The 18,071-nt window shown below is 48.1% G+C and carries 15 protein-coding genes; 7 read left to right on the plus strand and 8 right to left on the minus strand.

The annotated features are described in order from the left end of the window. Nucleotides 1-70 precede the first annotated feature (70 nt). The 6 genes from EZV61_RS15030 (at nucleotide 71) to EZV61_RS15055 (ending at nucleotide 11,083) form a co-directional block, all read left to right on the plus strand. The gene (locus EZV61_RS15030) at nucleotides 71-2,308 is read left to right on the plus strand and encodes a S9 family peptidase (RefSeq protein ID WP_131416617.1); all 2,238 of its coding nucleotides are present in this window, start codon (nucleotides 71-73) and stop codon (nucleotides 2,306-2,308) included. Between the two features lie 387 nt (nucleotides 2,309-2,695). Further along, complete coding sequence (locus tag EZV61_RS15035; RefSeq protein ID WP_205695394.1) at nucleotides 2,696-5,044, plus strand: M1 family metallopeptidase; 2,349 nt, start codon at nucleotides 2,696-2,698, stop codon at nucleotides 5,042-5,044. A 75-nt stretch (nucleotides 5,045-5,119) separates the two neighbouring features. Continuing rightward, nucleotides 5,120-5,623, plus strand: coding sequence for a DUF6702 family protein (locus tag EZV61_RS15040; RefSeq protein ID WP_130567667.1), 504 nt, complete (start codon nucleotides 5,120-5,122; stop codon nucleotides 5,621-5,623). 156 nt (nucleotides 5,624-5,779) lie between these two features. Then, nucleotides 5,780-7,168 carry an HTTM domain-containing protein gene (locus EZV61_RS15045; RefSeq protein WP_114339089.1) on the plus strand — a complete coding sequence of 463 codons (1,389 nt, stop codon included), beginning with the start codon at nucleotides 5,780-5,782 and terminating at the stop codon, nucleotides 7,166-7,168. 126 nt (nucleotides 7,169-7,294) lie between these two features. Beyond that, a complete protein-coding gene (locus EZV61_RS15050) occupies nucleotides 7,295-9,679 on the plus strand; it encodes a winged helix-turn-helix domain-containing protein (protein WP_131416619.1) in 2,385 nt (794 codons plus the stop codon). Nucleotides 9,680-9,976: 297 nt separating this feature from the next. Beyond that, on the plus strand, nucleotides 9,977-11,083 hold the full coding sequence (locus tag EZV61_RS15055) for an LbtU family siderophore porin (protein WP_131416621.1): 1,107 nt from the start codon (nucleotides 9,977-9,979) through the stop codon (nucleotides 11,081-11,083). A 45-nt stretch (nucleotides 11,084-11,128) separates the two neighbouring features. On the opposite strand, the gene EZV61_RS15060 is transcribed toward EZV61_RS15055, so the two are convergent. From EZV61_RS15060 to EZV61_RS15095, 8 genes are all read right to left on the minus strand, one after another. Beyond that, the gene (locus tag EZV61_RS15060; RefSeq protein WP_205695395.1) at nucleotides 11,129-11,371 is read right to left on the minus strand and encodes a hypothetical protein; all 243 of its coding nucleotides are present in this window, start codon (nucleotides 11,369-11,371) and stop codon (nucleotides 11,129-11,131) included. 13 nt (nucleotides 11,372-11,384) lie between these two features. Beyond that, nucleotides 11,385-11,816 (minus strand): GFA family protein, encoded by a 432-nt coding sequence (locus EZV61_RS15065; protein ID WP_131416623.1) that lies wholly within the window; start codon nucleotides 11,814-11,816, stop codon nucleotides 11,385-11,387. A 113-nt stretch (nucleotides 11,817-11,929) separates the two neighbouring features. Continuing rightward, a complete protein-coding gene (locus EZV61_RS15070) occupies nucleotides 11,930-12,145 on the minus strand; it encodes a DUF6500 family protein (protein ID WP_114339085.1) in 216 nt (71 codons plus the stop codon). Between the two features lie 222 nt (nucleotides 12,146-12,367). Further along, nucleotides 12,368-13,606 carry an alpha/beta hydrolase gene (locus tag EZV61_RS15075; RefSeq protein WP_165569631.1) on the minus strand — a complete coding sequence of 413 codons (1,239 nt, stop codon included), beginning with the start codon at nucleotides 13,604-13,606 and terminating at the stop codon, nucleotides 12,368-12,370. 232 nt (nucleotides 13,607-13,838) lie between these two features. After that, nucleotides 13,839-14,264, minus strand: coding sequence for a hypothetical protein (locus tag EZV61_RS15080; RefSeq protein WP_131416627.1), 426 nt, complete (start codon nucleotides 14,262-14,264; stop codon nucleotides 13,839-13,841). 7 nt (nucleotides 14,265-14,271) lie between these two features. Continuing rightward, nucleotides 14,272-14,742, minus strand: a complete 471-nt coding sequence (locus EZV61_RS15085; RefSeq protein WP_114339082.1) for a hypothetical protein — start codon at nucleotides 14,740-14,742, stop codon at nucleotides 14,272-14,274. Continuing rightward, on the minus strand, nucleotides 14,739-15,278 hold the full coding sequence (locus EZV61_RS15090; protein ID WP_165569632.1) for a gamma-glutamylcyclotransferase family protein: 540 nt from the start codon (nucleotides 15,276-15,278) through the stop codon (nucleotides 14,739-14,741). Before EZV61_RS15090 ends, EZV61_RS15085 begins: the two co-directional genes overlap by 4 nt. A gap of 237 nt (nucleotides 15,279-15,515) precedes the next feature. Beyond that, entirely contained in the window at nucleotides 15,516-16,283 is a 768-nt protein-coding gene (locus EZV61_RS15095; protein ID WP_131416631.1) for a hypothetical protein, read from the minus strand. 446 nt (nucleotides 16,284-16,729) lie between these two features. On the opposite strand from EZV61_RS15095, the gene EZV61_RS15100 reads away from it, so the two are divergent. Continuing rightward, the gene (locus tag EZV61_RS15100; RefSeq protein WP_165569633.1) at nucleotides 16,730-17,869 is read left to right on the plus strand and encodes an acyltransferase family protein; all 1,140 of its coding nucleotides are present in this window, start codon (nucleotides 16,730-16,732) and stop codon (nucleotides 17,867-17,869) included. The last annotated feature ends 202 nt before the right edge of the window (nucleotides 17,870-18,071 follow it).

Here is an 18,071-nt window from a genome sequence, read left to right on the forward strand (position 1 = left end):
ATCTCTCGCCGACTTGCCCTGAGTCAAAAAAAAACGCAAAGTGACCTCGCTGCTATCATTCGAGGTCACTATGTACAACTTCAGCCACTTTTCTCGCCGTACCTGTCTGACACTTTTTGCATTCAGCCTGAGTTTACCGCTGCAGGCAGAGATGCTTTCAGTTGATCGCATCTTCAGTGATCCCTCGCTATCCGGCACTCCTCCGAAAAAACTTCAACTGGCTCCCGATGGCTCACAAGTCAGCTTTATCCGCCCCCGCGAAGATGATTACAACGCTTACGATTTATGGAGTTACCATCTGGAAACAGGTAAAACCGCCAAGTTAGTCGATGCAGCAGAGTTAACCGGCGGCGCTGAAACACTATCGGATGAAGAGAAAGCACGCCGCGAGCGTCAACGTATTTTCGGTAGCGGTATTTTGGAATACCAATGGTCTCCAGACAGCAAAACACTGCTATTCCCCCTCGCTGGTGATCTCTACCTTTACCAATTAACGGAGCAAAAGTCGCTCCAACTGGTGAAAACTGACGCGTTCGAAACAGACGCTAAAGTCAGCCCCAACGGCAACTACGTTAGCTTTGTTCGCGATCAGGATCTGTACTTGGTTAACCCTGTCACCGCAGAAGAAACCCGCGTCACGACAGACGGCGGGGGCACCATTAAGAACGGCATGGCAGAGTTCGTTGCTCAAGAAGAGATGGGGCGAATGACCGGCTACTGGTGGTCACCGGATGAAACCAAACTCGCTTTTATTCGTGTAGATAACAGCTCGGTCGACCGCATAGTACGCAGCGAAATCTACGCTGAAGAGATCAAACAGATAGAACAGGCCTACCCTGCCGCCGGTCGCCCCAATGTCAGCTACAAACTGGGTATATATCAGCTCAGTGACAAAACCACACAATGGATAGATCTTGGCACTGAAGTCGATTTTTACCTGCCCCGCGTGCGCTGGAGCAGCACCAGTGAGCAGTTAAGTTATCAATGGCAAAACCGCAGCCAACAACTGTTGAAGTTAATGCTCGTAGATACTAAAACCGGTAACCAACGAGAAGTACTGCGGGAAACCTCCAATACCTGGATCAACCTGCATAATGATCTGCGTTTTCTTAAAGATGGTCAGCATTTTATTTGGGCGTCAGAGCGGGATGGTTATAAGCACCTCTACCTCTACACCATGGAAGGAAAACTACTGCGCCAACTTACCCAAGGGGATTGGATCGTCGATAAACTCGAAGCCATTGATGAAACCAAGGGCCTCGTCTTCTTCACCGGTCGCAAAGATTCCCCACTGGAGAAGCACCTTTACTACGTCGCCTTGAGTGGCGAACCAAGAATCAAAAGAATTACCCGGTCGCGCAGCTACCATGATGTCGCGTTTGCTAAAGATGCCAGCCACTATTTAGATACATCCTCCACCGTAAACATGCCTCCACAAGTCAGTTTGCATCAAACTCTCGGCAAACAGGTGGCTTGGATCGACGAGAATCGCCTCAATAGCCGTCATCCACTGACGCCTTATCAAGATCAGTGGTCCCGTCCCGAGTTTGGTGTTTTAGACGCCGAAGATGGGCAAGAGATGCAATACCGCTTGTTTAAGCCGGTCAACTTTGACCTATCACGCAAGTATCCAGTGATTGTTCGAGTGTATGGCGGCCCTCACGCACAACGCGTCGTCAATAAATGGAGTTGGCAGAATCTATGGACGCAGGTGATGGTGCAGCGCGGGTTTCTGGTATTTGAACTGGATAACCGCGGCTCATACAACCGCGGAAAAGCGTTTGAAGATCCTATCTATCGTCATCTCGGTAAAGTCGAACTGAAAGACCAGATCAGAGGTGCGCAATATCTTAAATCATTGCCTTATGTCGACGGTGACCAGATCGGTATCTTCGGTCACAGCTACGGTGGCTATATGACACTCATCAGTATGTTCGAGGCGGGTGACATATTCGCCGCAGGTGTCTCTGGTGCGCCGGTGACAGACTGGCGGCTATACGACACCCACTATACTGAACGCTATCTCGGCCACCCGGCGGGAAATGGTAAAGGCTATGATGCCTCCGCTGTGTTCCCGTATGCGCCCCAGCTTAAAGGCCCGCTGTTGATCTACCACGGCATGGCGGATGACAACGTGCTGTTTACTCATAGCACCAAACTTTACAGCCAGCTGCAACAAGCGATGCTGCCGTTTGAGATGATGAACTATCCGGGCAAGAAGCACTCAATCCGCGGCAAAGAAACCCGCATTCACTTGTACCGAACGATACAACAGTTCTTTGAACGGCACTTAATGCCGGAGCTGTAGCAAATAACATAGACCCCTCACCCTAGCCCTCTCCCCTTGGAGAGGGGATCAAACCTAGTAAGAGGATCGTCAGCTAGGCTCAGCTGTATCTGTTTTGTTCAACATACACCAACCTATAGCAAGCATAGACCCCTCACCCTCGCCCTCTCTCCTTGGAGAGAGGATCAAGCCTAGTAAGGGGATCGTCAGCCTAGGATCAGCTGTGTCTGTTTCGTCAAAATACACAAACCCGATGCTCGGACGACAAACAACAACCAGTTACAAATTCCACTGCGCAAAACAGCAGTAAAACCAGAGCAAACCTTGCTCTGTGACCAACATTTCGGCAACATGCAGCCTCAAATAAGAAAAAAATAATATAAATCATCCTCTCCAGGGAGCAGAAGTATGCAGTGGTATCTATTCGCTGGGTTGGCTATGGTAGCCAGCGCGGTGTTACCTGTTCACGCCCAGACGTGGACCAAACAACCGTTTGATGACAAATTCCGTCAGCTAGAAGAGATCTTGCCAACGCCGAATGACTATCGTACCGGCTCTGGTGCGCCCGGCCATAAATATTGGCAACAACAGGCGGACTACACGATCCAGGTAAAACTGGATGAAGAAGAGAAGCGCGTTACCGGTAGTGAGACCATCACCTACACCAATAACTCGCCAGATCGGCTCTCCTACCTATGGCTGCAACTGGACCAAAATCGCTTCGACAAAAACTCTGACTATAACTTGAGTATGCGGGCGCAAACCCGCTATGTGCTCAAGCCCTCTAACGCGGGTGACAAGCAATCGCTGAAAGATTTTCGTGGTCGCACTAGCCGTCAGAATTTCGAAGGCGGTTATCAGATCAGTAATCTAAAAGGTGCGAATGGCAAGCCGCTGCGCCATATCATCAATAAAACCATGATGCGCATCGATCTGGATCAGCCTTTGCTGCCGGGTCAACAGTTCAGCTTCAGCCTGGACTGGGAATACAACATGGTTGAAGCCAAGACCCATGGTGGCCGGGGTGGTTACGAGTGTTTTGAAAAAGATGGCAACTGTATCTTCCTGGTCGCGCAATGGTTCCCTCGCATGGCCGTTTACGACGATGTTAATGGCTGGCAAAACAAACAGTTTCTTGGCCGCGGGGAGTTCTCCCTCGAGTTCGGCAACTACGAAATCAGCTATGACGTACCCGCTGATCATATCGTTGCCTCCACCGGAACTTTGGTAAATCCCGAACAGGTGCTCAGCGGGCCACAACAAGACCGCTTGAAAAGAGCTGAAACAGCGAAAAAGCCGGTGATGATCGTCACCGAAAAAGAAGCTCGCGCTAACGAAGAAGACGACACTAGCAAACGCAAAGTATGGACATTTAAAGCAGACAATGTCCGTGACGTTGCCTGGGCCAGCTCACGTAAGTTCCTGTGGGATGCATGGGGAGTGAAAAGCGGTGACAACACCGTTTTAGCGATGTCTTACTATCCGCAAGAGGGTAATCCGCTGTGGGAGCGTTACTCCACCCAAGCCATTGCCCATACTATCGAACAATACAATAAGTACAGCTTCGATTACCCCTACCCTGTGGCCATCTCGGTCAACGGCCCGGTGGGTGGCATGGAATATCCAATGATGACCTTCAACGGTCCTCGTCCGGAAATTGACAAAGAAGACGAGAGCAAACGCACCTACTCTCGTCGCACCAAATATGGTCTGATCTCGGTGATCATCCACGAAATTGGCCATATCTACTTCCCCATGATCGTCAACTCAGACGAGCGCCAGTGGACCTGGATGGATGAAGGTCTTAACACCTATCTGCAATTCCTGGCTGAGCAAGCGTGGGAAGAGAACTACCCTTCTCGCCGTGGCGAGCCGCGTAAAATTATCGATTACATGGTCAGTGCTAAACAGGTACCGATCATGACCAACTCAGAGAGTATTCTGCAGTTTGGTAACAACGCTTATGGCAAACCTGCCACGGCGCTGAACATTTTGCGCGAGACCATCATGGGTCGCGAGCTGTTTGATTATGCCTTCCGTGAATATTCACAACGTTGGAAGTTTAAACGCCCAATGCCTGCAGATTTTTTCCGCACCATGGAAGACGCCTCTGCAGTCGATCTGGACTGGTTCTGGCGCGGCTGGTTCTACAGTACAGATCATGTAGATATCAGCATCGACGATGTGCGGATCATGCAGGTGAATACCGACGATCCTGAAATTGAAGCTGAATGGAAACGAGAGCGCCATGAAGCTGCACCACGCTCGTTAACCGAGCAGCGTAATGAAGAGTTGCATCGCCGTGTTGACGACTACAGTGAACTCAAAGACTTCTATAACGAACATGATGAGTTCACCGTTTCACCGAAAAGTACCAAAGATGCCGAAGGCAAACTCAAGCCCTACGAAGAGTGGGAGCGGGAGCTGCTGGAAACGGAAGGCAATTTCTACCTGCTCGACTTCAGCAATGTTGGCGGCTTGGTGATGCCGATTATCCTAGCCATCGAATATGACAATGGCGATGTGGAAGAGCTACGAATTCCAGCCGAAGTATGGCGTCAGGATCCGAAACAGGCATCAATTCAATTGTGGCGCGAAGAGGTAATCACTCAAGTGACCGTTGACCCGCATTGGGAAACTGCTGACGCAGATATCAGCAATAACTTCTTCCCCCGCAAGATCCTGCCATCACGGTTGGAACTGTTCAAAGACAAGAAGAAGCGTAACCTGATGAAAGAGATGCAGAGCGAAGAGTAATACTCGCCGTTCAGTAAAAGCCGACGCATAATGGCGTCGGCTTTTTTGTTTGCCCGCTTTAAAAGAGAGTTAAAGATGCTTATCACCTTGCGCACACTATTTATTGCCTTGCTGCTGGGTTTCACCAGCACAACAGTCGCTCACACCTATCACGCCACACTGACCGACATGGTAGTCAATCAACAAACTGGCCAGCTGGAAGTGATCCACCGCTTCTTCGCCGATGATGTCGCTAAGGTGCTTAGTGCAGAAAGCAAACAGACCATCCGCTTTGATGATGCACTTACCTCCGAGCAAGTCAGCCTAATACGCAGCTATGTGGAGAATCACTTCAAGCTTTATGATGGCAACAACAATGAAAAAGCACTGCTTTGGGTAGGCACAGAGCTAGACACCCATTACCTGTTCATCTATCAGGAAGTCGCTGCTCCCACATCCTTTGCCGGTTATCAGCTGCAAAACAGCTTGCTCTTTGGCCATCTCCACCAGCAGGTGAATACCGTTAATATCCGGCTGAGTGAAGCGCTTAGCTCACTGGTCTTTACTCCTGACACGGTGCGCTTGCCACTGCAAAACTGACCCTATTAAGGTCCCCCCTCTCTCTATGGTTTTAGGTGGAGGGATTAGCTCCCTTACGTTACAGATCACAGTGCTGTCACAGCAATATTCTCCTAGCAGTGAACCACTGGCACACTGAGTCGTATTAAGACTTATTGCTTTTTCGATCTGACCCTCATGCTGAACAAACTAACAGACTATTTTTTCCGCCCGATAGATGCTGCCTCTATCGCCGTGTTCCGCATCGGCTTCGGCTTTGTCATGTTCGCCGATGCCATTGGCCATCTGGGTTTTGTTGATCTGGATAGTATGTATGTCACACCTGTCCTGTTCTTTAAATATTACGGTTTTGAGTGGGTACCGGTACTTAGAGAGGGCGTCTACTGGGTTTACGGTGTGTCGGCGATCGCGTCACTGGGATTGATGTTCGGCTGGCACTATCGACTGAGTGCCGCCATCGTCGCCATCTGTAACGCCGCCATTTTTTTACAGGATCAAGCACAGTACTTGAACCACCTTTATCTGCTGATCCTGTTCAGCAGCCTAATGGTTTTTGTACCTGCCCATAGGTACTGGTCATTGGATGCCAAACGCCGCCCCAATATCGCCAGTGATACGCTACCAACCTGGTGCCTGATCCTGTTAATCGTGCAGCTAGAGATCATTCTCATCTATGCCGGCTTGGTTAAAATCAACCCCGACTGGCTGCAGCTTGAGCCACTCGCTTCATGGCTAGCCAAGCGCCAGGCTATGCCCCTAGTCGGTCAGCTCTTTGTTGACCCGACCGCGGTTGCCATTGCCGCCTATGGCGTCATCGCCCTGCATCTGGTCGGCGCCCCCTTATTACTGTTTAAACGCACACGCCTTTATGTAATTGGTGTGTACGCCTGTTTCCACACGCTGAATCACTTCGTGTTTGATATCGGTGTATTCCCCTGGGTTACCTTGTTTGCCAGCCTGCTCTGTTTCTCTCCTGACTGGCCGCGACAGTTTTGGGCTAAACTCCGCCGCTTGCCCTACCACGCGCCACAGCTCACCCCCATTGCACTGCCCGGCACTCAGGTGAAAACCGCAATCACGCTCAGTGTATGCGCCTGGCTAGTTTTTCAAACCTTAGTGCCTGCCCGCAATCTGCTCTATCAAGGTGAGGTTGCCTGGAATGAGGGGGGGCACAGATTCAGCTGGCGAATGAAACTGCGCAGTAAGCAGGGCTCGGCGACTTTCTATGTCAAAGATCCTGTCAGCGGTAAACAATGGAAGTTTAACCCACGGCCAATACTTAATAGACGACAGAATTTTAAGATGCCCTGCCAGCCAGATATGATCTGGCAAATGGCACAATACGTGCAAAAGATATGGGCACCACAACAATTATCAGTGAAGAATGCAGAGGTCACCGTACGCAGCCACTGTCGTTTAAACTATCGCAAGCTGGCCATGTTTATTGATCCCAAAGTCGACCTGACCAAAGTACCGCGAGACTTAGGCAACAATGAGTGGGTACTTCCCCTGACGCAGCCATTAAAGCCAAAACATCTCCCGGACTGGTTTCCTGTCAGTCATTAGGCGATCGTGCAAATGAAAACAGGGGGCAATACGAAAGATGGGAGTTGGCTAGCAATACCTAACGAAATATGCTGGTAAAACAGTGTTCTAGACTAAGCTTGATATGGCTAAGGAAAACGATTTCGGATGCAGGCAACGCTTTTGTCACAGTCAAAAATCAGTCTCGGCGATGAGTGGCGCTTTCAACCACCGGCACTGCCCAGACCGCTGATTATAAAGCAGAAACTACTTAACCAGTTGGCAGAAACGCCATTGGTTACTTCCGTAGTGGCCCCTTCTGGCTATGGTAAAACCGTATTGTCGGCACAGCTATTCGCACAATGGCAAGGGATGCGCGCCTGGTGCACCTTCGCCGACATAGATCTCCGCTTACATGATTTAGTGAGAATACTGATCGGTGCCTGCCAGCACGCACTGCAGTTTGATGAAGCGCTGCTGCAACGCATTCAACAAGGGTTAATCGATGATCCGAAATCACTGCTCGAATCCCTGTTACAACAACTGGCCGACAATCCCACACCCACCCTGCTGATACTGGATAATCTGCCAAACATCGATACTCAGGATACGCTTAGCGCTCTAGACCAATTGATTGAACAATGGCCAAAGCAACACAAACTGTTGATCAATAGCAGTGCAACGGAATGGCAAAAGCATCTATCAATCACCAATATCGCAGCGCTCTGCTCACCCGCTTTAAATACCATTCGGTTCGATGACAAAGAAACCATCGCCCTGCTCGGTGATAGCTTATCTCCCGCATTACAATCGCTGGCACTGCCGTTTATCGATGGCTCACCTGCAATCACCTGGATCGCCAAAAATGCTTGTCTCAACAAGCAGGAACTGGAAGCGATCAATAGTCCAGAAGAGCTCATAGAGCACGGCCAGAAAAAGATCACGGCAGCACTGCCCCCTGCTGCCCGTGAATTTATCCTTGCCAGTTCACTCATGGATTATTTCAACTTGACCTTAGTAGAGCAGATGCTGGAACAGGATTGCCACTCACTGCTTCCAGGGTTATTAAAGCAACAGCTGCTATTGGGGCAAAATGACGATCAGGGTTGGTTTCACTTTCATCAGTTATGGCGAGTAAAGCTGCGACAAGTACTACTAAGTGAAAATGCCGATCTAGCCAAAGGGCTAGTGCGTCGGGCCGCCACATGGTGGATGGATCATAAGCAGCCGAAACAAGCGATTTACCTCGCCCGTACCACTGACGATGTGCAACTGATGCAACAGCTTGTGGCTGAGCACGGTTGGTTAATGTTCCAGCGGGGCTACCACCAACTGCTGAAAGAGACGCTACTGGCAATACCAGAAACGATCCGAAAGCAGGATCCCGCCCTGCTGATGGTGGCAGCCAAGGTATTGTTGATTAACGATGTGCCCGCCGCTCATCAGGCACTTGACCAGCTAGCTGCACATATTGTTGATAATAGCGAAGCCAGTCGGGCAATTAAGGTCAGCCACGCCTGCCTTACCGCCACCTATGCATTGAAAGAGTGTGATCTTCCCCTGTTACGGCAATATGCCAAAACCGCTTATGAACTAGCACCAGTAGCGCCAGACATTCTGGTACCGTCGGCCTATGCCGCGTTGGCAGAGCAGCTATGGCTAGAAGGCGATATCGAGAAAGCCAGATTCCTCTGGCTGGGCGCACTGCAAGAAGCGAAAAAGCGCAACTATGTCACCGACCTCCTGTGGCAACTGCACTTTGTTGCTACCACCTTTTTCTATCAGGGCAATGCGGGCACGGTGGCACGTTTTTACAATGAAGCCCACGAGCTCGAAAAGCGTAACCAGCTGGTATATAACGATGCACTTTGGTGTATCTATCGCACGGAAGCGGAACTGGCGCTGCTACGCGGTAACTGGGAGGTCGCGATTGTCGATACCCAACAGGCGATGCATATTACCCGCAGCTGGCCAGAAGATGCACAGCTGCCTTGCCTGGTGTTAACCGCCCTGCACCACCTCGCCACCCAAGGTGATAACCATGGCTTTGCGGAGCAGATCGCACAGATAGAACGTATCACCCGCGACTATCAGCATCACCCTTTTGTCAGGCACCGCGCGGAACAATTACTACTGCACTGCTGGCATAAACAAAACGACGGCGTAAAAATGCAACGCTGGCTCTCTGAGCAGCTCAATCAGATCCATGGCCGGACACTGTTCGACCTCCATCACCGCCGCAATATCGCCCAAGCACATCTCTACTGTGGCGATATTGAAGCAGCTGAGGAGTTAGCAGAACAGACAGCAATCATGGCTGCGGAATACACCGCACACGCAGAGCAGCTCAGCGCCCAATTTATCTGGCTACAAACTCAAGCATCCGTCGCCACAACCGAAATAGATGTTTATCTGCATACACTACAGCAGCAACAGCGCTTGGGGGAAATCACCCTCTACGCTGAAGTATTCAGGGGCTGGTTACCCCGCTTTAATATCGGCGATGAAAGCTACCGGATAATTCAGGCCCACCTGCCGCCGAGTAACCATTAGCTATACTCATTAACGGACGATTGCGGGGCTACAAGTCATATAGCCCCCTGCCGCCGTCAGTTTTCGGCAATGAAATAGCCACGCCGTTAACTCCTCTCCACCAACATAAAGTGGTTACGGCTACGCTTCCGTCGTAACAAAAATCCGCACTTCTGCGAAAACAGCCCCGAAAAAACGGTTTGCGTTGATTTGCATCAACCGAACACCACGAATACAAATCGAACTTATTCTCATTGTCATTAAAATAAAAATTTATTGGTCTCTGTTTATCTTTCACTCATCAGGGAAGTGGTCAGTATGAATAAGCCCCTTATCGCATCTGCAGTATTGTTTACTTTGAGCAGCGGGAACGCACTCGCAGCCGATCCAAAAACCGAGATCGAGCGTCTAAAAGATCGCCTCGAACAGTTGGAAAAAGCGCAGGATGAGCAAGCTAAAGCGAATGCACTCGCCAGCGAATGGAACAAATACATCACCGTATCAGGGGTCGTTGAAGTAGAAGCTGGCCATGCCGATCCGTTTATAGGCGACAGCGAGAGCGATATTGTACTGGCGACCGCAGAGCTAGGGGTCACCGCTATAGTGCATCCATGGGTTGCAGCCGACATCGTGTTCCTTTACGAAGAGGATGAGACAGATCTTGAAGTAGACGTTGCCACTGTCACCATCGCTAACCCTGATGGCTCTTGGCATCTGCTCGCTGGTAAACAATATCTGCCGTTCGGAAACTATGAAACAAGCGCCATATCTGATCCGCTGACACTAGAAATTGGCGAGATCCTTGAATCAGCAGTTCTGATTGGCGTCGAAAATAGTGGCTTCCATATAGCTGGCTACGTATTTAACGGTGACCTCGACGAGGACGGTGATAACCAGATAGATAGTTTCGGTGCCACCGCTGGATACCGTTTTGAAAACGATAACAATGCGTTTACTGCCAACGTCGGCTACATCAACAGTATCGGTGATGCAGATGCGCTGAGTGACACCCTCCCCTCCAGTGAAGTGCAGGAGTATGTCGCCGGTATCGCCTTCAACGCCACATACAGCTTCAGTGATTTCACCCTGATCGGCGAATATGTATCAGCCACAGACAACTTTGCAGCAGACGAAATAGCCTTTAACGGCAAAGGGGCTGAGCCGTCAGCCTGGAACCTGGAAGTTGATTACGCTTTTGCAATAGCCAACATGGGTGCCGTAGCGGCATTGGCTTATCAGGGCACTGATGAAGCGGTGGCTCTGGAGTTACCGGAATCGCGCATTGTTGCTGCGCTGTCGCTCGGTATTTTTGACAACACTGCGTTGGCGTTTGAGTACGCCTATGACACAGACTACGACGAGTCGGATGGCGGTACTGGTGAGAATGCCAGCACAATCACAGTACAGCTAGCTTACGAGTTCTAGCACCAGCTGAAAAAGATCAGTCGCCAAGGGCTCATGCCTGCCGATTCATCGATAATTCCGCCCATGGGTCTTTGCGACTCTTTCACTGCCCCGCTTATAGTTGCCGGTTAACCTAGCCATAAGTTGCTGTTGCTCGGCAAACGAAATTGTTTCTAGTTGGCTCTGTAGCTTCACCGCTTTTGCACCGGTAAATCGAGTGGCAAATTTTCTCCGGTGATAGATCTCCAGCGTTTCATTTTTAAAGGTAACGAACTCAAACCCCAGATCGCCCGCAAAAGATTCCTTCATCGTTTATCTAATCCTACTCGTTATTAAGCTGCTCAATGTGCTCCTGCAAACCATGCTCAGGAAAAGCGAAGTGGGTGTCTGCATCAGGGTTAGGTTTATCCCACGACGCTTTTGAGCCAACAAAAAGATGGGAGATCACCTCGGCATCCCCGATATCTTCAATTAACCCCGCAGGCACCCAATAGTATGGGGTATCTCGTAATGGGTTAGGCACTGGTGAGCCACATTGCTGGCAAAAGTCCGAACGAAAGCCGGTCTGTTTTACCCAGCTTCGGATCTGCGACTGACCCTTAACAAGCTTAAATAGAGAGGTCGGTACGATAGTCGCTGCATTGGAATAGGTGCCACTTTGCTTCCGGCACAACTGACAATGACACTGATACAGTTTGATATGATCTTTGTTGATTTCAAACTCAACACTTCCGCAAAGACACTTGCCAATCATTGGGTAAACTCCGGTTTAATATTTAAAAGATGATGCGTTTGCTGACAGAAGCGTTAGTCATAAGTACAAAACTCATCAGCCTATTCTTCCTTGCTTGATAAATCTTATGTTTACTAAACGGACTCAATCATTCCCTTTATTTTCAATGCTTTTTCAAAGTGATCTAACTTATTTTCCATGATCCACCACGTCGCCGCTTCCATGAGCAATTCAGGATCATCATTCTTATTTGCGAAAAAGGCATAAAAAGATAAGCCGACATTTTCACCTTTGCTGGCAATTTTTTTGTCGCAGACCTCGATGATCTTTCTTCTTAAGCTTTCTTTCATCTTCCTTGCCTTTCCATTTCATAGGTTGTGATATGGCAAGACCTAAATGTCAGGCCGTAATGTGAGCCTGAAGTACCGGCAAAGAGATACCATTTGCACAGCAGGACCAAGTATTGAGAATTTGTCTCATATTCGACCAGTCATTTCCATACACCGAGCAAAAAACAAAAAAGCCCAACGCAAAGCTGGGCAAATGAGAGAAAACCAGAAAGAACAAACGTCTTACGAGTCTGCTGTTAACAGCCATTTCAGCGCTACAGGAAAGCGAGCAGACCATGAACGCTCATGATGACCACCGGTAGGATCTTCAACGATCATCAATTGTTGCTCGGGGAATTTATGCTCTTTCAACAAACGCTTCATCATGCGCATCTCATCAATAGCGGGTGGCTCCTCAGCCCCTCCATCCATGTACAAACGTAATTGAGCAGACAGATCGCCCGCAGTCACCAGCTCTTTGATTCCAGGGTACTTAGCATCTCCCAAGTTGACCCAAACCGAAGGGGAAAACGCCCCCACCATACCAAAGGTATCTGGTTGTGTTATTCCAGCATACAGTGCAAACAAGCCACCAAAAGAGCTGCCTGCGATGCCAGTATTGGTTGCGCCTGACAAGGTGCGGTAATTGCTGTCGATATAGGGCTTCAGCGTCTCCTGAATAAAGTCAATAAACTGATCAGCAACGGACTGCTCTGGCTGGCCCATAAAGCCAAAGTCCCAGGGGATATACTCATTGGCTCGTTTCGGTCCGTTGTAGATACCAACAATAATCACTGGCGGCATATTGCCTGCGGCAATCTCCTTATCCAGGATCTCATCAATGCGCCACTCGCCAGCGAATGAAGTAAATTCATCGAACAGGTTCTGACCATCGGTCATGTAGATGACCGGATACTTCTGGGTGGATGCACTCTGATAATCAGGAGGAAGATAGATAACTAAATCTGTCGTTCTGCCCAGCTGAGGCATATTGAAATCAGCCACTTGATGAACGTTTGGGCTGACGGTATCACCCAGCTTTAAGTCTGTAGGGAAGTCCTCCCAGTTTTCAATCCTGATCTCTACCTGCTCATCAGCGCCTTTGTATTGGTAAAAACGGTCAGGTCTTAACTTTCCTGATTCAGCAACTTCTTTTAGCCGCTCATCACTGCGACGGGCAAAAAGAAAATAGAAATGATCGACATTAGGCTGAGGCACCTCCAAGTAATAGAAGCCGTCCTCTTCACGCGTGGCAGTATATTTATCTATCACATCTAGATTAAAAAAATCATCGAAGTCTGAAATCATAAAGATCTCGTCCTCTGATGGCGTAGAGTTCGGCACCTTAATTTTAAAGGTAACGCTAGCGATAACCTCTGGTTGACTGGCTGGCGACGTCGATTCGCAACCAACCAAAGCCCCTCCCAAACTCAACACACCAGCAAGTGCGTAGCAAAGCCAAGCCTTATATATTTTCGTCATAAAAGATCCTTCTTTTAGTGAGATTTGAAGTTTGTATATGAAGGTACTGCTGTGGCTATTTTGCATGGAATGAAAGCAACTAATCTGTTCAAGAAATGATATAAAAATGTAAGAAAGTGAAAGAATTGAACAGACCCTAATGAAGAACTTCAACCCCTCGATCTAGCAAGGCAAAGTACCCATCGCTTATCGAAATTCACTCTTCATAGGGAGAAAGGTTAAAAAGCTAGCGCTATCGCTCCTGCGCATAGTAGTGATTGTGATGCACATGGATTGCTCTATCCGGTATTGAAGGGGGCACCTCTGGCTTATCATCCGCCTCAAGGCTAATGGTCTTGATATCACTGACCGCGATCCATGTGTTGCCACACTTCAGAAATTTTGCCCCACCATTCGCTGACTTTGCCAACTCATCGGCATCTCCACGGAGACATTTATGCTCCTTGCCGTCCTTTGTAATAATTGTTGCCGCCATCGCTCTGCTCCATCGATAAATGAGATTAAAGCCTAGGGTAGGTTGGCAGCCTTTACCAATAGTCGTCGAGCGCATGTTGCATTTCGTAGGCAGAGGTAGCTGAATACGGAACGGTATTACAGCACCAAATTTACGCTTAACGTGAACGACGGTATAGCAAGCCGCTCCCGCTAATGCCAGCATCCATCCACTATTTAACGATGGCCACTAGCAGTGCTGTGAACGATGAAAGCAGTGCTGTCCCGACCGCCACCAGTACTGTCCAACGTGTGGCTTTGTTTCTTTGCTGCAAATCAGCCTTCATTCGGGACTCTTGCCGCTCATTGCTAACCATTTCAGCCACTAAACTTAGCATCAGGGCGATAGAATCAGGTGGCAAAGGCTCGTTGTAATTGTTGCTGCCTTCGCCTTTACGACGCAGCGCATAACGCAAATGCACCGTAAACAAACGCTCTCCGGTATGCTGGCTGCGATTAATGGATTGTCGGAAAAATCCGGGATATGCCAACAGAACTCGTTCTACCTCTTGATGGTCCATAGCCAGGCTACCGGCAATATCGCGAGGAGTTCGATTCTTGTGCTGCGTCGCAGAGAGGTGCGAAATAAGCGCCACTAAAAAATGATAATCCTGAATGAAGTTAACGCTATATGCGTCCGTCATACATGCTTCCTTGGCCGGCTAAACTCTTTCATACGATCTAGTCTAGCTAGATTCTCAGCGTTCCTTTGTGGATCTGGATCTGGGATAGCAACAATACTCGCCAGCCAGGTAACATACGCGTCCGGCATAGCGTGAAACTGCGCACCTAAGATAACGAACTGTTTATACCACTGGTACGGAACTAGCGAGTGATCGACATACTGTCGATCCGCGACGTAAGTAAACGGCATATAGGTCGTACCATGTAACACTAAATTCAGCGATTGCTGGTTATACCCAAAGCCAAGGCTTTCTGCATGATCGAGGGGCTTTTTGTCACAGGCATCCAACTCATAGATGACGCCATGCACCACATTTTCCAAATTCGACGTCCTTAAAAAACTACACTTTCCTGACTGGTCAGTGCCGCGCTTCGCAAAGGTAAGCTGCGCCGCTTTCACTTCAACAACACCAAGCACTTCTGCGGAAGGTGCGCGCTCTTTCAAGCGGAGCGGATGTAGGTTTGATCCGTAGGCAAAGTAATGCAACTTAGCCATGATAGCTCTCAGGATTTTGCAAAACATGAATAGAAAAAGCGAAGTTACGGAAACTATTTTAGTCACTAATCTTGCTGGTTGATTTGCACCGATACGCGCATTTTTGCACGTGCAATGCTTTCACACGCAACTAGCAGATAACGCCATATATCAGCCAAATGAAACTCCGGACAAGCGTTAGATTACTGCCGAGCGGTGTGGCTTTGGCAGAAACAAGCTAAATACACTTCTCGTTTATTAGTAGCCTCTTTCAGCCTCCCGCTGTTGCAAAAACTCTTTTAACGAGCGCTGCTGACAACGCAACGTACCGCCCATCACACCCGCCAGTAACGCCGCCCCTTCGGTGACTGCGTCGTCGCATTCAACTTCAATCACAGGTACCTCCTGTTGCACCTGCTGCAATGCTGCCCCCCGAATAGGTGTCCCTGCAGGATGCATGATAGAAGTGGTGTATGCAGACTGCTGATACTGAACGGGGGCTTCCAACGCTTGCAGTTGCGATCGCAGTTGCCCGCGGCGGGAATACGTATCAACAAGAGCTGCGTCTGACGCTTTCGCTGGCTGGTCAAAAATACTCGGCGGCACTGCTTTGGCCTCGGGAGCAAAACTCTGCAGCGGCTTCTCGGGCTGAACCGCGTGCTCCTCCACTGGAGCTAGCTCCTCTGGCGGCGGTTCCACAGCCACCATCACTTTTGCTGGCGGGATCTGTTCAACGTGAGATGCTTCATCATCCAAAGGTTTTGGCAAAGCCTGGGGCGCGGATTTGGCGTCGGGCTTAACATCGTTGGCGGTGTTCGGTGCTGGTGTCGATGCTGTCGGTGTAGGTATCGGTGCAATAGGCGGGGGAATAGGCGTTGGCTGCTGATGATAGACATACACATCAATTTTGGGTGCAGGCGGAGCCGGTTTAAACACGGGAATAGTGAGCTTATGAAACAGCAGCACCAAAATAGCGTGGCATGCGATTGACCAGACAATCGTCTTACTACTTAACTTCCATGCCATCTTCCTACGCACATCCCTAGCCATTTCATACCAACCATTCGGCCATGGTTTTTACATAAAGTTCACTTTTGTAACAAAGAGTTGAGAAGGCGGAAGAAAGTAGAGGGCAGAAGGTCCATCTGAACCATCTGCGCTCAAGAAAGCATGGTCAGCAGGCCAACGCTCCTAGCAACTTTTTGTCATAAAACTGATTTCCCAACAACACATCCTAGCGACCTAAACTTGCTTCAAAGCAGTGCTGAAAAGTAAGGTTAGCAACTTCAAAGCTACATTAACCAATAATAATGTAGTGGGTATCAAGTAAAGCAAATCTATTTTTCTAATTGATATTAAAGACAATTCCCTCTCTACCGTAGCAAAGAAAAAATTATCCCTCATTAAAACCCTACTGTGGCATAATATATGCTTAAGTAAGTGTTGCTTGGAAAAATAAGGGAATGAGCAGGATGCAAGCGTTAAAGCATGACATTGGGTATTTGGATTTTGTTAGGGGATGGGCTGCTTTAATTGTATTTGTTCATCATGCTGCCATATTAGGTGGTGGCCCGAGCTTATTTATTGGGAGCGTGGGTAAGGAAGCAGTAAATGCATTCATGATGGCGTCTGGCTTTCTTATCTACTTCCAATGCAGCATTGGTCGTACATATTCAAAACTTCAAAACACATCCGGAATATACAATTTTTATGTGAGAAGATTTTTTAGAATCGCACCGGCCTATTATGTTTGCTTGATACTATCTCTAGTCCTAGCATCTTATCTTGGTGAATGTAGAGAAGCTATTGCAGCGGTACTGCCTGGCACTGCAACATCAATGGATAGGTATTATATCGAGGATCCGATACAGAACTTTTTCCTACATGTATCATTCATTTTTGGATTGTTACCATCTTACTCCTACAGTACGCCACTTCCAGACTGGAGTTTAGGACTGGAAATGCAGTTTTACCTGGTCTTTCCCATCGTATTTTTTCTGCTTAGAAAGAGATTCTTGGTATTTTTGTTCTCAATTCTATTTTTCATGTTTTTTGTTACTTACTTTTCAAAAAAACTAGGCCTTCACTATCCCATGCCTACATTTCTACCACTCATGTTCCATAACTTTGCCGCAGGTATTGTTATTGCGCACTTACTAACAAATAAAAACATCTGTTTTAGATATCATTTCATCTATTGTTCAGTGATTGTTCTCTTTCTTGGTGTGGGTAACCGAAGTCTATTTATGCCTGCTCTATTTCTATTTAGTTGGTGGTGGATTTGTTGGGGAGCACGTAAAGACCTCCTTGTTATAACACCTATGTTAAAAACTATATTTGAACACAAATCATCAAAATTCCTTTCAGAAATGTCATATTCAGTTTATATACTTCATTTAGTTTTGATGCTCCCGTTTTATTCTTTAATCGTGCAATATAGCAGCGATAGCTTGTTTTTTTGGGCGGCATCTGTTTGCAGCCTTTTCATCGTTGTATTGGCATCTTCATATTTAATATACAAATATATCGAAGTGCCAGGTATTGCATTAGGTAAAAAATTAGTAAGCAAAAATAGTAATCGTGAACAAATAGCGGTTAAAGCTTCTGGGTAACATAGGGCTTTTACTGAGAAAATGAAATAAAACATGTGTTCGGCTAAGGGTATTCCAATCCCTTAGCCGATTTAGTTAGGCGCTAAATGGTCTTTACATATTTTAGATATTATCAACCGGATCAGTCGTTATTTTCGCATGACTGATTACCTACAACTACTTGATTTATTAATATTAAAACAAATAGGCCAAGAACATAGAA

This window comes from Corallincola luteus (genome assembly GCF_004336975.1).
Classification (GTDB): Bacteria; Pseudomonadota; Gammaproteobacteria; order Enterobacterales; family Neiellaceae; genus Corallincola; species Corallincola holothuriorum.

Excerpts from the sequence above, each read along its gene's own strand:
- EZV61_RS15030 (WP_131416617.1), top strand. The coding sequence starts at position 71 with ATGTACAACTTCAGCCACTTTTCTCGCCGTACCTGTCTGACACTTTTT.
- EZV61_RS15035 (WP_205695394.1), top strand. The coding sequence starts at position 2,696 with ATGCAGTGGTATCTATTCGCTGGGTTGGCTATGGTAGCCAGCGCGGTG.
- EZV61_RS15040 (WP_130567667.1), top strand. The coding sequence starts at position 5,120 with ATGCTTATCACCTTGCGCACACTATTTATTGCCTTGCTGCTGGGTTTC.
- EZV61_RS15045 (WP_114339089.1), top strand. The coding sequence starts at position 5,780 with ATGCTGAACAAACTAACAGACTATTTTTTCCGCCCGATAGATGCTGCC.
- EZV61_RS15050 (WP_131416619.1), top strand. The coding sequence starts at position 7,295 with ATGCAGGCAACGCTTTTGTCACAGTCAAAAATCAGTCTCGGCGATGAG.
- EZV61_RS15055 (WP_131416621.1), top strand. The coding sequence starts at position 9,977 with ATGAATAAGCCCCTTATCGCATCTGCAGTATTGTTTACTTTGAGCAGC.
- EZV61_RS15060 (WP_205695395.1), bottom strand. The coding sequence starts at position 11,371 with ATGAAGGAATCTTTTGCGGGCGATCTGGGGTTTGAGTTCGTTACCTTT.
- EZV61_RS15065 (WP_131416623.1), bottom strand. The coding sequence starts at position 11,816 with ATGATTGGCAAGTGTCTTTGCGGAAGTGTTGAGTTTGAAATCAACAAA.
- EZV61_RS15070 (WP_114339085.1), bottom strand. The coding sequence starts at position 12,145 with ATGAAAGAAAGCTTAAGAAGAAAGATCATCGAGGTCTGCGACAAAAAA.
- EZV61_RS15075 (WP_165569631.1), bottom strand. The coding sequence starts at position 13,606 with ATGACGAAAATATATAAGGCTTGGCTTTGCTACGCACTTGCTGGTGTG.
- EZV61_RS15080 (WP_131416627.1), bottom strand. The coding sequence starts at position 14,264 with ATGCTGGCATTAGCGGGAGCGGCTTGCTATACCGTCGTTCACGTTAAG.
- EZV61_RS15085 (WP_114339082.1), bottom strand. The coding sequence starts at position 14,742 with ATGACGGACGCATATAGCGTTAACTTCATTCAGGATTATCATTTTTTA.
- EZV61_RS15090 (WP_165569632.1), bottom strand. The coding sequence starts at position 15,278 with ATGGCTAAGTTGCATTACTTTGCCTACGGATCAAACCTACATCCGCTC.
- EZV61_RS15095 (WP_131416631.1), bottom strand. The coding sequence starts at position 16,283 with ATGGCATGGAAGTTAAGTAGTAAGACGATTGTCTGGTCAATCGCATGC.
- EZV61_RS15100 (WP_165569633.1), top strand. The coding sequence starts at position 16,730 with ATGCAAGCGTTAAAGCATGACATTGGGTATTTGGATTTTGTTAGGGGA.